The following is a 14,587-nucleotide window of genomic DNA, read 5'->3' on the forward strand; positions in this document are numbered from 1 at the left end:
GTCAATACGCGCAAAAAAACACTATTTTGGCGCAAGCTCACGCAAGTGGCGTGCGACCGCAATCCATGCACCGATATAACCCAACAGCACCGCGCCAAGCAAGAGCGACAGACCGTCGGCGACTGGCACTCCGGCCAGCGCGAAATCACTGCCGTACAAACCGGCCAGCCCCACTACCGCATCGTTCAGCCAGTCCAGGCCAAACGCCAATACGCCCCAGGACAGAATCCCCGCACCGAAGCCATACAGCGCCCCCATATAAAGGAAGGGCCTGCGTACATAACTGTCCGTACCGCCGACGAGTTTAATCACTTCTATCTCGGTGCGGCGGTTTTCAATATGAAGACGAATGGTATTGCCTATCACCAAAAGTAATGCAGAAACCAGCAGCACCGTCAGACCGAAGACAAACCGGTCGCCGAGCTTGAGGATCGCCGCAAGACGTTCGACCCAGACTAGATCAAGTTGCGCCTGTTGTACCTTCGGCAACTCGGAAAGTCTTTGTCTTAATGCTTCAAGGGCGGGCTTGTCGACCTCGTTCGGCGTCACCAGCACCACGCCCGGCAGCGGGTTCTCCGGCAGTTCCTTGAGCGCGTCGCCCAGTCCGGACTGTTGCTGGAACTCTTCCAGCGCCTGCTCGCGGCCGATGTATTCGGCTTCGGCCACTCCCGGCATCGCCTTGATCTGCTCACCCAATGCCTGGCCTTCGGCGGGACTGGCGTCCATCTGCAGGTAGAGGGAAATCTGCGCCGCGCGCTGCCAGGAGCCGCCCAGGCGTTCCACATTATTCAGCAATAATGACAGGCCCATGGGCAGGCTCAAGGCAACCGCCATCACCATGCAGGTAAAGAAGCTGCCGATGGGCTGCTTGCCCAGACGCCGCAGGCTGTCCAGCAGGCTGGCGCGATGGCTTTCGATCCAGGCGCGCAACAGCGTGGCGAAGTCCGGGCCGTCGTCATCGTCGCGCTTTTTCTTTTGCGGCTGCGGATCGGAGGCCTTCGGGGCCACGCGTTCGGCCACTTTCGGGCTGCGAGTAGCACTCATGCGCCAGCCTCCCCGTCACCGATCAATCGACCGCGTTGCAAGGTGAGCATGCGGTGACGCATGCGGGCGATCAGGGCCAGGTCGTGACTGGCGATCAGCACACTGGTGCCCAGGCGGTTGATGTCTTCGAACACGCCCATGATTTCCGCCGCCAGGCGCGGGTCGAGGTTACCGGTGGGCTCGTCCGCCAGCAGCAAGGCTGGGCGATGGACGATGGCGCGGGCGATGCCGACGCGTTGTTGCTGGCCGGTAGAGAGGTCGCCCGGGTACAGGTCGGTCTTGTCCGACAGGGCCACGCGCTCCAGGGCCGAGTCCACCCGCTTGATGATCTCGGCCTTGGACAGGCCAAGGATCTGCAACGGCAACGCCACGTTGTTGAACACGGTACGGTCGAACAGCAACTGGTGATTCTGGAACACCACGCCGATCTGCCGCCGCAGGTAGGGGATCTGGGCATTGCTGATGGTGCTCAGGTCCTGGCCGGCCAGCAGCAGTTTGCCGGTGGAAGGCCGCTCCATCGCCAGCAACAGGCGCAGCAAGGTGCTTTTACCGGCGCCGGAATGGCCGGTGACAAACAGAAACTCGCCCCGACGGACCCGAAAGCTCAGCTCATGCAAGCCGACGTGACCGTTCGGATAGCGTTTACCGACCTGTTCGAAACGAATCATGGATGCTCCCGTTCGGCAAACAGTGCCTGGACAAAGGGCTCGGCCTCAAAGGTGCGCAAGTCGTCGATGCCTTCGCCCACGCCGATGTAGCGAATGGGCAGGCCGAACTGCTTGGCCAGGGCGAAAATCACCCCGCCCTTGGCGGTGCCGTCGAGCTTGGTCAGGGCCAGCCCGGTCAGTTCGACGGTCTGGTTGAATTGCTTGGCCTGGTTGATGGCGTTCTGGCCGGTACCGGCGTCCAGCACCAGCAGCACTTCGTGGGGCGCGTCGGCGTCGAGCTTGCCGATCACCCGGCGCACCTTCTTCAATTCTTCCATCAGGTTGTCTTTGGTGTGCAGGCGACCGGCGGTGTCGGCGATCAGTACATCGATGCCACGGGCCTTGGCCGCCTGCACAGCGTCGAAGATCACCGAAGCGGAGTCGGCGCCGGTGTGCTGGGCGATCACCGGGATCTTGTTGCGCTCGCCCCACACTTGCAGTTGTTCGACCGCGGCGGCGCGGAAGGTGTCGCCGGCGGCGAGCATGACTTTCTTGCCTTCGAGTTGCAGCTTCTTGGCCAGCTTGCCGATGGTGGTGGTCTTGCCGGCGCCATTGACGCCAACGACCAGGATCACGAATGGCTTGTTCTGCGAGGCGATCACCAGCGGCTTTTCCACCGGCTTGAGCAGGCTGGTCAGCTCGCCCTGCAGGGATTTGTACAGGGCGTCGGCGTCGGTCAGCTGCTTGCGTGCGACCTTCTGGGTCAGGCTCTGGATGATCACCGAGGTGGCCTCGACGCCGACATCGGCGGTCAGCAGGCGGGTTTCGATGTCCTCCAGCAATTCGTCGTCGATGACTTTCTTGCCCAGGAACAGGCTGGCCATGCCTTCGCCGATGCTGGCGCTGGTCTTGGACAAGCCCTGCTTGAGGCGGGCGAAGAAGCCGACCTTGTTTTCCTCGGCGCTACGGACGGGCTCGACGGGGGCCATGGTTTCCAGCACGGCAGGTGCCGGCTCGGGGGCGGCAGGCGCAACCACGGGTGCAACGACGGCGGCTGGCGGTTCAATGACAGCTTCGACGACTGGCGCCTCGACAACCTGTGTCGGCGCTGGAATCGGCGGGGTGATATGGGGCGTGGTTTCCTCGACCAGCGCGACGGGCTCTTCCGCCACCGGCAAGGTCAGCCAGGGCGTTTGCTCGGCGGGCGGGGTCAGCGGCTGCTCGGCCATCGGCTCGGCAACGGGCTCAGGCTCGACCGGTTGCAGCACCGGCTCGGCGATCGGCAGGACAATGGGCGCGGCCTCTTCGGCCACTGCCTCGGCGGCGGGCTCAGGCAGCGCTTGCGGCTGTTCGACGACGGTATCCTGCGGCTTCTTGCGCAGCCATCCGAACAGGCCTTTTTTCTCGCCAGCCGCGGCTGGGGTCTTCTTGTCGTCGTTGGAACCAAACATGGAGGACGGCTATCTCACGGTAGCGATGCGCCACGAGGGCGCCTCGGTGATAAATATTCAATGCTGAACAGACTGCGTTTCATCCAGCTTGTTCACGCGCAACATTTTGTCGAAGCGTCCCCGGACGCCTCAAAGTCGATTTTTTCGAAGGACTGGTACGGCATCATCGGCGAAAACGCCGGGATCAACGAGCAAACCCAGGGTTTCTCCGCAGAACCCAGACAACCCCGGGCCGATAAAAGGCCCGATAGGCGTGGCCGCCAGTAAAACGGATCAGTATCCTAGCACCTCCTCGCCTGCCGAGGCTAAGACCTAGCAGGCAACCCAACAGGTTTAAACACGAATGAATGCTCTTGCCCGCCGCGCCGCAGGCCTGCTGCTCAGCACAGTTTGTCTGCCTCTTTCAGCCCTGGCTGCCGACCCACAACCCACCCATGAATTCACCCTCGACAACGGCCTGAAGGTCGTCGTGCGCGAAGACCATCGTGCGCCGGTGGTGGTGTCCCAGGTCTGGTACAAGGTGGGTTCCAGCTACGAAACGCCAGGCCAGACCGGTTTGTCCCACGCCCTTGAGCACATGATGTTCAAGGGCAGTGAAAAAGTCGGCCCCGGCGAAGCGTCGCTGATCCTGCGCGACCTCGGTGCCGAAGAGAACGCCTTCACCAGCGACGACTTCACCGCCTACTACCAGGTGCTGGCCCGCGACCGCCTGGGCGTGGCCTTCGAACTGGAAGCCGACCGCATGGCCAGCCTGCGCCTGCCGCCGGAGGAATTCAGCCGCGAAATCGAGGTGATCAAGGAAGAGCGCCGCATGCGCACCGACGACAAGCCCATGTCCAAGGCCTACGAGCGCTTCCAGGCCATGGCTTACCCGGCCAGCGGCTACCACACGCCGACCATCGGCTGGATGGCCGACCTGGACCGGATGACCGTCGAGGAACTGCGTCACTGGTACGAGTCCTGGTACACCCCGAACAACGCGACCCTGGTGGTGGTTGGCGACGTGACGCCGGAGGAGGTCAAGTCCCTGGCCCAGCGTTATTTCGGCCCGATTGCCCGGCGCGCGGTGCCGGTCGCGAAAATCCCCCTGGAACTGGTCGAACCCGGCGAACGCCAGATCACCTTGCACGTGCAGACCCAACTGCCCAGCGTGATGCTGGCCTTCAACGTGCCGAGCATCGCCACCGCGACGGACAAGGCGTCGGTCAACGCGTTGCGGCTGATCTCGGCCCTGCTGGACGGCGGCTACAGCGGCCGGATCCCGACCCAACTGGAGCGCGGCGAAGAATTGGTGTCCGGCGGCTCGTCGAGCTACGACGCCTTCACCCGCGGCGACTCGTTGTTCACCTTGTCGGCGACGCCCAACACGCAGAAAAACAAAACCCTCGCCCAAGCAGAAGCAGGTTTGTGGCGCTTGCTTGAGCAGTTGAAAACCACCGCCCCGACCGCCGACGAACTGGAACGCGTGCGCGCCCAGGTCATCGCCGGCCTGGTGTATGAGCGCGACTCGATCACCAGCCAGGCCACCGCCATCGGCCAGCTGGAAACCGTCGGCTTGTCCTGGAAGCTGATGGACACCGAACTCGCCGAACTGCAAAGCGTGACCCCGCAAGACATCCAGAAGGCAGCCCAGCTGTATTTCACCCGCTCGCGCCTGAGCGTTGCGCACGTCCTGCCCGAGGAGAAAGCTCATGAATGAGCGCAAATCATCGCGCCTGGTACCGATCGGCCTGGCATTGATCGCCCTGGCCGGCGCCCTGGCCTTTTACCTGTCGCCGTCCAGCGACTCCAACGCCAGCCAGGCATTGGACAAGGCCAAGTCCGGCAACAAGCTGCAATCCCTGGCCGAACTGAACGACAAGGCCCCCAGTCGGCGCCAGCTCGACGTGCAAACCTGGACAACCGCTGACGGCGCCAAGGTGCTGTTCGTCGAAGCCCGGGAATTGCCGATGTTCGACCTGCGCCTGACCTTCGCCGCCGGCAGCAGCCAGGACGGCGACGCCCCCGGCCTCGCCCTGCTGACCAACGCCATGCTCAACGAAGGCGTGGCCGGCAAGGATGTCAGCGCCATCGCCCAAGGTTTCGAAAGCCTCGGCGCGGACTTCGGCAACGGCGCCTATCGGGACATGGCCGTGGCGTCCCTGCGCAGTCTCAGCGCCGCCGACAAGCGTGAGCCGGCATTGAAGCTGTTCGCCGAAGTCGTCGGCAAACCGACCTTCCCCGCCGACTCCTTCGCCCGGATCAAGAACCAGATGCTCGCCGGCTTCGAGTACCAGAAGCAGAACCCCGGCAAACTGGCGGGCCTGGAACTGATGAAGCGCCTCTACGGCGAGCATCCTTATGCCCATTCCAGCGACGGCACCGCCGACAGTATTCCACCGATCACCCTGGCCCAGGCCCGGGCGTTCCACGCCAAGGCCTATGCCGCCGGCAACGCAGTGATTGCACTGGTGGGGGACTTGTCCCGCGCCGAAGCCGAAGCGATTGCCAGCCAGGTCGCCGCCGCGCTGCCCAAAGGCCCGGCCCTGGCGAAAACCCCGGCACCGGTGGAACCGAAGGCGAGCATCGGCCACATCGAGTTCCCGTCCAAGCAGACCAACCTGATGCTCGCGCAACTGGGCGTCGACCGCGACGATCCGGACTATGCCGCGGTGTCCTTGGGCAACCAGATCCTCGGCGGCGGTGGCTTCGGCACGCGGCTGATGACTGAAGTCCGCGAAAAGCGCGGCCTGACCTACGGCGTGTATTCCGGTTTTACGGCGATGCAGGCCCGCGGCCCGTTCATGATCAACCTGCAGACCCGTGCCGAGATGAGCGAGGGCACCTTGAAACTGGTGCAGGACGTGTTCGCCGACTACCTCAAGAACGGTCCGACCCAGAAAGAACTCGATGACGCCAAGCGTGAGTTGGCGGGCAGCTTCCCACTGTCCACCGCCAGCAATGCCGACATCGTCGGCCAGCTTGGCGCCATGGGGTTCTATGACTTGCCGCTCAGCTACCTGGAAGATTTCATGCGCCAGTCCCAGGAACTGACGGTCGAGCAGGTCAAGGCCGCGCTGAACAAACACCTGAGCACTGACAAAATGGTCATCGTCACCGCCGGCCCGAGCGTGCCGCAAAAGCCGTTGCCGCCCCCTACTGACAAACCTGCCGAGCAGCCGCTCGGGGTTCCGGAGCACTAATGGCCCGCCCATCGAATTCCAGCAAGAAACCCGTGCACAACGGTGTGAACCAGTTGCGCATCATCGGCGGCGAATGGCGCAGCCGGCGCCTGAGCTTCCCGGATGCCCCGGGGTTGCGCCCCACCCCGGACCGCGTGCGGGAAACCCTGTTCAACTGGCTCGCGCCCTATGTGGCAGGCGCTCGGGTACTCGACCCGTTCGCCGGCAGCGGCGCACTGTTTCTCGAGGCCCTGTCCCGTGGCGCCGCCATGGGCCAGGCGCTGGATGCCAGCAACCTGGCGGTCTCCAGCCTCAAGGAACACCTGGGCACCCTGCGTTGCACCGTCGGTCAGGTGCAGACCGCCGACGCGCTGCGCTACCTGGACAGCCAACCGGCAACGCCTTTCGACCTGGTGTTCCTGGACCCTCCTTTCAACCAGAACCTGTTGCCGACGGTCTGCGCCTTGCTCGAGGAGCGTCACTGGCTGGCCGAGGATGCCTGGGTCTACACTGAAAGCGAGACTGCCCCGTCCACCCTGGGCTTGCCGGGCAACTGGCGCTTGCACCGCGAGCAGAAATCCGGACGGGTGTACTACGCGTTGTGGCAGCGTTTGCCAAAGGACATTGGCTGAACGGCTGACCAGTGCATCGAGAATAATAATGATGTCCGCCGCATCTGAACGTTTCGTCCCTGCCCCGGGCCTTGGCAACCCGCACCTGCAAACCTTGTGGGGCCCCTTGTGGCGCCAGACCACCCACATCGAGCGTCAACGCGAGCGCCTGTGGCTGGAAGACGGTGATTTCCTCGACCTCGACTGGCACGGCCCCACAGCGCCGAGGCACCACTGGTGCTGGTGCTGCACGGGCTGACCGGCTCTTCCAACTCGCCTTACGTGGCCGGGTTGCAGCAGGCGCTCGGTCGCCAGGGCTGGGCCAGCGCGGCCTTGAACTGGCGTGGCTGCTCAGGCGAGCCGAACCTGTTGCCCCGCAGCTATCATTCGGGCGTCAGCGAAGACCTGGCCGCCGCCATCACTCACTTGCGCGCCAGGCGGCCCTTGGCGCCGCTGTTTGCCGTGGGTTATTCACTGGGCGGCAATGTGTTGCTCAAGCACTTGGGCGAAGCCGGCCGCGACAGCCAGTTGCAAGGAGCGGTGGCGGTCTCGGTACCGTTTCGCCTCGACCAGTGCGCCGATCGCATCGGCCAGGGATTTTCCAAGTTCTACCAGGCGCACTTCATGCGACAAATGGTGGCCTATGTGCGCAACAAGCAACGCCAGTTCCAGCACGACGGACGCCACGAAGGCCTGGCGACCCTGGCGGCCCTTGGCCCGCTGGAAAACATGCGCACCTTCTGGGACTTTGACGGCCGGGTGACCGCGCCGCTGCACGGGTTCTCCGATGCAGCGGACTATTACCGCCGCGCCTCCAGCCGTTATTTCATGGCGAGCATCAGCACGCCGACCCTGGTCATCCAGGCCGCCGACGATCCTTTTGTGTTTCCCCACAGCCTGCCCGAACCCGGCGAGTTATCCACCTCGACCCGACTTGAACTGCACGCCCGGGGCGGGCATGTCGGGTTTGTCGACGGAACCCTGCGCCGCCCAGGGTATTACCTGGAGCGACGGATTCCCGATTGGCTGGCCAGCCTGAGGCGCGGCTGACGATTCGCAGACAACACAAATCCCCTCTGGGAGGTGTTCACCCGTTCAGCGTTCGCCAGGAATCCCTGTGGGAGCGAGCTTGCTCGCGATAGCGGCGGGACAGCGACATTGAAATTGCCTGGCACACCGTCATCGCGAGCAAGCTCGCTCCCACAATTTTTTTGGGGTATTCACCGGTTCAGCGTTCGCCAGCAATCCCCGTGGGAGCGAGCTTGCTCGCGATAGCGGCGGGACAGCGACATTGAAGTTGCCTGGCACACCGTCATCGCGAGCAAGCTCGCTCCCACAATTTTTTTGGGGTATTCACCAGTTCAGCGTTCGCCAGGGAATCCCCTGTGGGAGCGAGCTTGCTCGCGATAGCGGCGGGACAGCGACATTGAAATTGCCTGGCACACCGTCATCGCGAGCAAGCTCGCTCCCACATTGGTTTTTTGGGGTGAGCTATTCGCCCTTCGCCACGCCCCGCTGGGGATCATTGATCCACTCACTCCACGAGCCGGCATACAGCCTTCCCAAGGGATACCCTGCCAGGCACAAGGCGAACAGGTTATGGCACGCCGTCACGCCGGAGCCGCAGTACGCCACCAGTTCGGTGGGCGAGCGCTCGCCCAGTTTTTCGGCGAAGCGTTGCTTGAGCTGGGCGGCCGGCAAGAAGCGTCCATCGGCGCCCAGGTTGTCGGTGAACGCTGCGCACTGGGCGCCCGGGATATGCCCGGCCACCGGGTCGATCGGCTCGACTTCGCCCTTGAAGCGCGGCAACGCCCGGGCATCCAGCAGGGTCATGGCCGATTCGCCGAGGCGTTGTTGCAGCGCTTGCGCATTGATCAACAAGCTCGCATCCGGCGCCCCCGTGAAACTTCCACGACTGTGCTGCGGCGGATCCAGGCTCAACGGCAAGCCGGCGGCATGCCAGGCCTTGAGCCCACCGTCGAGGATGGACACGCCATCACGCTTGCCCAGCCAGGCTAGCAACCACCAGGCCCGCGCGGCATAAGCGCCAGGGCCATCGTCGTACAGCACGACGTCGCTGTCGTTATCGAGCCCCCAAGCCCTGAGGCGCTCGATCAAGGCCTCGGGCTCGGGCAGCGGATGGCGCCCGGTCACGCCTCTGGTCACCGGCCCGCTCAGGTCGCGCTCAAGGTCCGCGAACGACGCCCCGGCAATGTGGCCCTCGGCATAACTGCGTTGACCGTAATCCGGGTCTTCCAGGGCAAAACGACAATCGAGGATGACCAGCCCGGGCCGTGATCGCCGCTGTTCGAGGGCTTCGGGGCTGATGAGTAGCGCGATGGGCATGGTGAGCTCCTGTGGCTAAGTCGGGGATCGATCCTACTGCCCTTCCTCCAGGGTCTGGGCCAGGGGGACGTAATATTCCTTGAACAGTGCATCCACCGCTTCGCGGGCCTGATCGGTCACGAAACCGGCTTCCAGCACCAGCACCTGATAGACGCCGCGCTTGATGGCCTGCTCACTCAGGTGACTGAAATTTTCCCGCGTGGTGCACAGGAACCGCACCCAGGACGTGAGAATGATCCAGGCGTTGAGGGTCAGGGACTCGATCTGCACCCGGTCCATCTTCAGGATGCCGGCGGCAACGAAACCCTCGTAGATCGCGGTGCCGTGGATCAGGCAGCGCTGGGAAAACCGACGATAGCGGGCCGCAAGGTCCGGATCGCTGTCGAGCAGATGCTCCAGGTCCCGATGCAGGAAGCGATAGCGCCACATGGCCGCCAGCAGCTCCTGCAGGTAGAAGCGCTTGTCATCCACCGTGGCCGCCCGGCCCTGGGGCGGACGCAGGAAGCTGTCCACCAGGTTCTCGTATTCACTGAACAGCACGGCGATGATCGCCTGCTTGTTGGGGAAGTGGTAATAGAGGTTGCCCGGGGACATGTCCATGTGGGCGGCGATGTGATTGGTGCTGACGCTGCGCTCACCCTGTTGGTTGAACAGCTCGAGGCTGTTTTGCACGATGCGCTCGCTGGTTTTCATTCGTGGGGCCATGGTTTGGGCTTTAATTCGACGAAGGCATTGATCGGCATCTTACGACCTATCGGTCACAGGAAAAACCCACAGCCGTTGCGGATGCCATTGACTTTCTAGAGTATAAGCTCTAGAAAACACCCACTCTAATAATATCCGGTGCCTGACGATGCCTGCCGACGTTGCCTACCTGCACGAGTCTCAACAACAACTGGACGAGCTGCGGTCGCTCTTCGATGCCCAGCGCCAGGCCTACGCCGCCCATCCGATGCCACCGGCCGAACAGCGCCGACAATGGCTCACGGCACTGCGCGAGGTATTGAGCAACGAACGGCAAGCCTTGATCGACGCCATCAGCCAGGATTTCAGCCACCGCAGCGCCGACGAGACACTGTTGGCCGAGCTGATGCCGAGCCTGCATGGCATCCATTACGCCAGCCGACACCTCCAGGGCTGGATGAAACCCTCCCGACGCAAGGTGGGCATGGCCTTTCAACCGGCCTCAGCCAAAGTGATCTATCAGCCGTTGGGCGTGGTCGGGGTCATCGTGCCGTGGAACTACCCGCTGTTCCTGGCCATCGGGCCGTTGGTCGGGGCGTTGGCGGCGGGCAACCGGGTGATGCTCAAGCTGAGCGAATCGACACCGGCGACCGGCTTGCTGCTCAAGCAACTGCTCGCCCGGGTCTTCCCCCAGGACCTGGTGTGCGTGGTGCTCGGCGAGGCGGAGGTCGGCATGGCGTTTTCCAAGTTGCCCTTCGATCACCTGTTGTTCACCGGCGCCACCAGCATCGGCAAGCATGTCATGCGGGCCGCTGCCGAAAACCTGACTCCGGTCACCCTGGAGCTGGGTGGGAAATCGCCGGCCATCGTGTCGGTCGATGTACCCATCAAGGACGCCGCCGAACGCATTGCCTTCGGCAAAACCCTGAATGCCGGGCAAACCTGTGTCGCCCCGGACTATGTGCTGGTGCCGCAGAACCGCGTCGGTGAATTCGTCGAAGCGTATCGCGAGACGGTTCGCGGGTTTTATCCGACCCTGGCGAACAACCCGGACTACACCGCCATCATCAACGAACGACAACTGGCGCGGCTCAATGGCTACATCAGCGACGCCACCGGCAAGGGCGCGTTGCTGATCGAGCTGTTCGAGCAAGGCCAGGGTCGCCGCATGGCCCACAGCCTGCTGCTCAACGTCAACGATGAGATGACCGTCATGCAAGACGAGATCTTCGGCCCACTGTTGCCCATCGTGCCCTATGACCATCTGGACCAGGCGTTTGCCTACATCAATCAGCGACCCCGCCCGCTGGCGCTCTACTACTTCGGCTACAACAAGGCCGAACAGCATCGCGTGCTCCACGAAACCCATTCCGGCGGCGTCTGCCTGAACGACACGCTGTTGCATGTCGCCCAGGATGACATGCCGTTCGGCGGCATCGGGCCCTCGGGAATGGGGCATTACCACGGGCATGAGGGCTTCCTGACCTTCAGCAAAGCCAAGGGCGTGCTGACCAAACAGCGATTCAACGCGGCGAAGCTGATTTATCCGCCCTACGGCAAACCCTTGCAGAAACTGATTCAGAAGCTGTTTGTCCGCTGACGCGTGTCTGCCCGGGTAATCACAATCATGAACGCCAGCCTCACCGATACCCCCGCGCTGTCACGGCGCGGCCTGCTGAAATTCAGCCTCGGCGCCAGCGCCTTCCTGGCCACCGTCGGGCTGGGCGCCAGCCTGAGCGGCTGCTCGCCAAGCCAACCGGCCGCCGGTCTGACGGCCCTGCGCGACAGCGACCTGGCGTTTTTACGCGCCGTCATCCCTGTGATGCTGGACGGCGCAGTGGCCGTCGGGCAGATCCCTGCCGCCATTGACGCGACCCTGGGCAGCCTCGACAGAAGCCTGGCCCACTTGTCCCCCGCCATGCTCAAGCTCCTGCACCAGCTGTTCGATGTGCTCACGCTGGGCGTTACCCGCGGGCCACTGACCGGGGTCTGGGGGGCGTGGGAAAACGCCAGCGCCGATGACATCCGCCAGTTCCTCGCGCGGTGGGAAAACAGTTCGCTGGATCTGCTACAGCAAGGTCACTGCTCGTTGCTGCAATTGGTGATGATGGCCTGGTACACCCAATCCGAAGCCTGGGCGCATTGCGGGTATCCGGGGCCGCCAACGGTTTGAAAACCAGAACCAACCCCTGTGGGAGCGGGCTTGCTCGCGATAGCGTCACATCAGCCACCTATCGATTGACTGATAAACCGCTATCGCGAGCAAGCTCGCTCCCACAAGGGGTCTATCGCTACCTCAAAACAATAAGAGAGCCCAGAACATGCCCGTACCCGATCCCTTTCGCGAAGGCCTGGCCCGTGGCTGGACCACCTACAACGGCGCGCAGTTGACCGAGGACCTGACCCTGGAAGCCGACGTGGCAATCATCGGCAGCGGTGCCGGTGGCGGCACCACGGCGGAAATCCTCAGTGCTGCCGGCTACCGGGTGTTGCTGATCGAGGAAGGGCCGCTCAAGACCAGCCATGACTTCAAGCTGCTCGAAGACCAGGCCTACAGCAGCCTGTACCAGGAAGGCCTCGGGCGCATGAGCAAGGACGGCGCCATCACCATCCTCCAGGGCCGGGCCGTCGGTGGCACGACGCTGATCAATTGGACCTCCAGCTTCCGCACGCCCGACCAGACCCTCGATCACTGGGCCGCCGAGCACAACGTCAAGGGCCACGGCCGCGCCGAAATGGCGCCCTGGTTTGCGCAGATGGAACAACGCCTGGGCGTGGCGCCGTGGCTGGTTCCGCCCAACGCCAACAACGACGTGATCCGCAAAGGCTGTGAACAATTGGGCTACGCCTGGCACGTCATCCCGCGTAACGTGCGCGGCTGCTGGAACCTGGGCTATTGCGGCATGGGCTGCCCAACCAACGCCAAGCAGTCGATGCTGGTCACCACCATCCCGGCCACCCTGGACAAGGGTGGCGCGCTGCTTTACCTGGCGCGGGCCGAACGCCTGACGATCAAGAACGATGCCGTTGCCGGCCTCGAGTGCCAGGCCATGGACGAGCGCTGCGTGGCGCCCACCGGGCGGCGCATCACCGTCAAGGCACGGCACTACGTGCTGGCGGGCGGCGGCATCAACAGCCCCGGCCTGCTGTTGCGCTCCGCTGCGCCAGACCCGCACGAACGTGTGGGCAAACGCACCTTCCTGCACTTGGTGAACATGTCCGCCGGGCAATTCGACGAGGTCATCAACCCGTTCTACGGTGCGCCACAATCGATTTATTCGGATCACTTCCAATGGCAGGACGGAACCACCGGCAAGATGTCCTACAAGCTCGAAGTCCCGCCCTTGCACCCGGCGCTCGCCGCCACGCTGTTGGGCGGGTTCGGCCCCGAGAACGCCTTGCACATGTCCCGGCTGCCTCACACTCACGCCATGCTGGCGCTGCTGCGCGACGGTTTTCACCCGGACAGCCCCGGCGGCCGCGTCGAGTTGCGCAGCGACGGCACGCCGGTGCTCGACTACCCCGTTTCGCCGTATACCTGGGACGGCTTGCGCCGGGCCTTCCACAGCATGGCCGAAATACAGTTCGCCGGCGGCGCCAAGGCGGTCATGCCCCTGCACAACGACGCCCGCTACGTGAAGACCCTGGCCGAGGCCCGCACGCTGATCGACGGACTCGACCTGGCCTTGTACCGCACGCGCCTGGGCAGTGCCCACGTGATGGGTGGCTGCGCCATGGGTGAAGACCCGAAAACCGCCGTCACCGACAGCCTGGGTCGCCATCACCAACTGGGCAACCTGTCGATCCATGACGGCTCGCTGTTCCCCACCAGCATCGGCGCCAACCCGCAATTATCGGTGTACGGGCTGACCGCACAATTGGCGACAGCCCTGGCCGAACGCCTGAAAAACCCATGAATATCCGGATTATTCGCAGCGTCTATAGTGCTTTCTTATCCAACAGCCGACTTGGCCGACCGAGAAGGCTGCGATACCATCCGACTCCCCAACGGACTCCCGCCAGGACGACGCGATGAACCGAGTGTTGTACCCAGGTACCTTCGACCCTATTACCAAGGGCCATGGCGATCTGGTCGAACGCGCCGCGCGCCTGTTCGACCACGTGATCATTGCCGTCGCCGCCAGCCCGAAGAAGAACCCGCTGTTCCCGCTGGAGCAACGTGTGGAGCTGGCCCGCGAGGTCACCAAGCACCTGCCCAACGTGGAAGTGGTCGGCTTCTCGACGCTGTTGGCCCACTTCGCCAAGGAAAAGAACGCCAATGTGTTCCTGCGCGGCCTGCGTGCGGTCTCGGACTTCGAGTACGAGTTCCAACTGGCCAACATGAACCGCCAATTGGCACCGGACGTCGAGAGCCTGTTCCTGACGCCGTCGGAGCGCTACTCCTTCATTTCCTCGACCCTGGTCCGGGAAATTGCGGCGTTGGGCGGTGATATCACCAAGTTTGTCCACCCGGCCGTGGCCGATGCGCTGACCCTGCGCTTCAAGAAATGACCGGCAGGCGCTGCGAGCCACCTCGCAGCGCAACGCAGTCCATCGCGCCCGCGTGCACTGCGCTCGCCAATGCGGCACAATTGCGCCCATACGTTTTCAGATGCCCGGGCCCAACGCCCCGGCAGGAGCCT

At 63.6% G+C, this 14,587-nt stretch carries 12 protein-coding genes and 1 pseudogene; 8 read left to right on the forward strand and 5 right to left on the reverse strand.

What is annotated here, in order from left to right:
* Positions 1-21: 21 nt before the first annotated feature.
* The 3 genes from ftsX to ftsY are packed head-to-tail and all read right to left on the reverse strand — an operon-like array spanning position 22 to position 3,142.
* Positions 22-1,044, reverse strand: a complete 1,023-nt coding sequence (gene ftsX, locus ACZ5M5_RS28905; protein ID WP_060740191.1) for a permease-like cell division protein FtsX — start codon at positions 1,042-1,044, stop codon at positions 22-24.
* Positions 1,041-1,712 carry a cell division ATP-binding protein FtsE gene (gene ftsE / locus ACZ5M5_RS28910; protein ID WP_060740190.1) on the reverse strand — a complete coding sequence of 224 codons (672 nt, stop codon included), beginning with the start codon at positions 1,710-1,712 and terminating at the stop codon, positions 1,041-1,043. The genes ftsX and ftsE overlap by 4 nt, the downstream gene beginning before the upstream one ends.
* Positions 1,709-3,142, reverse strand: a complete 1,434-nt coding sequence (gene ftsY, locus ACZ5M5_RS28915; protein WP_103310933.1) for a signal recognition particle-docking protein FtsY — start codon at positions 3,140-3,142, stop codon at positions 1,709-1,711. Before ftsY ends, ftsE begins: the two co-directional genes overlap by 4 nt.
* Before the next feature lie 343 nt (positions 3,143-3,485).
* Between ftsY and ACZ5M5_RS28920 the strand changes: the two genes are divergently transcribed.
* From ACZ5M5_RS28920 to ACZ5M5_RS28935, 4 genes and pseudogenes are all read left to right on the forward strand, one after another.
* Positions 3,486-4,841 (forward strand): M16 family metallopeptidase, encoded by a 1,356-nt coding sequence (locus ACZ5M5_RS28920; RefSeq protein WP_464738297.1) that lies wholly within the window; start codon positions 3,486-3,488, stop codon positions 4,839-4,841.
* Positions 4,834-6,324, forward strand: coding sequence for a M16 family metallopeptidase (locus tag ACZ5M5_RS28925; RefSeq protein ID WP_464738298.1), 1,491 nt, complete (start codon positions 4,834-4,836; stop codon positions 6,322-6,324). Before ACZ5M5_RS28920 ends, ACZ5M5_RS28925 begins: the two co-directional genes overlap by 8 nt.
* Positions 6,324-6,935, forward strand: a complete 612-nt coding sequence (gene rsmD / locus ACZ5M5_RS28930) for a 16S rRNA (guanine(966)-N(2))-methyltransferase RsmD (RefSeq protein ID WP_060740186.1) — start codon at positions 6,324-6,326, stop codon at positions 6,933-6,935. Before ACZ5M5_RS28925 ends, rsmD begins: the two co-directional genes overlap by 1 nt.
* Before the next feature lie 31 nt (positions 6,936-6,966).
* Positions 6,967-7,964: pseudogene (locus tag ACZ5M5_RS28935) on the forward strand (hydrolase).
* 441 nt (positions 7,965-8,405) lie between these two features.
* Here the strand turns inward: ACZ5M5_RS28935 and ACZ5M5_RS28940 are convergent.
* A complete protein-coding gene (locus ACZ5M5_RS28940) occupies positions 8,406-9,260 on the reverse strand; it encodes a sulfurtransferase (protein WP_464738299.1) in 855 nt (284 codons plus the stop codon).
* Between the two features lie 33 nt (positions 9,261-9,293).
* On the reverse strand, positions 9,294-9,965 hold the full coding sequence (locus ACZ5M5_RS28945) for a TetR/AcrR family transcriptional regulator (protein ID WP_060740184.1): 672 nt from the start codon (positions 9,963-9,965) through the stop codon (positions 9,294-9,296).
* Between the two features lie 148 nt (positions 9,966-10,113).
* Here ACZ5M5_RS28945 and ACZ5M5_RS28950 point away from each other — a divergent pair, with 148 nt between their 5' ends.
* The 4 genes from ACZ5M5_RS28950 (at position 10,114) to coaD (ending at position 14,456) form a co-directional block, all read left to right on the forward strand.
* The gene (locus ACZ5M5_RS28950) at positions 10,114-11,544 is read left to right on the forward strand and encodes a coniferyl aldehyde dehydrogenase (protein ID WP_464738300.1); all 1,431 of its coding nucleotides are present in this window, start codon (positions 10,114-10,116) and stop codon (positions 11,542-11,544) included.
* 27 nt (positions 11,545-11,571) lie between these two features.
* Positions 11,572-12,117, forward strand: coding sequence for a hypothetical protein (locus ACZ5M5_RS28955; protein ID WP_060740182.1), 546 nt, complete (start codon positions 11,572-11,574; stop codon positions 12,115-12,117).
* Positions 12,118-12,265: 148 nt separating this feature from the next.
* Positions 12,266-13,861 (forward strand): GMC family oxidoreductase, encoded by a 1,596-nt coding sequence (locus ACZ5M5_RS28960; protein ID WP_464738301.1) that lies wholly within the window; start codon positions 12,266-12,268, stop codon positions 13,859-13,861.
* Positions 13,862-13,976: 115 nt separating this feature from the next.
* Positions 13,977-14,456, forward strand: coding sequence for a pantetheine-phosphate adenylyltransferase (gene coaD / locus ACZ5M5_RS28965; protein WP_003177462.1), 480 nt, complete (start codon positions 13,977-13,979; stop codon positions 14,454-14,456).
* Positions 14,457-14,587 lie beyond the last annotated feature (131 nt).

This window comes from Pseudomonas sp. Van50 (genome assembly GCF_055390755.1).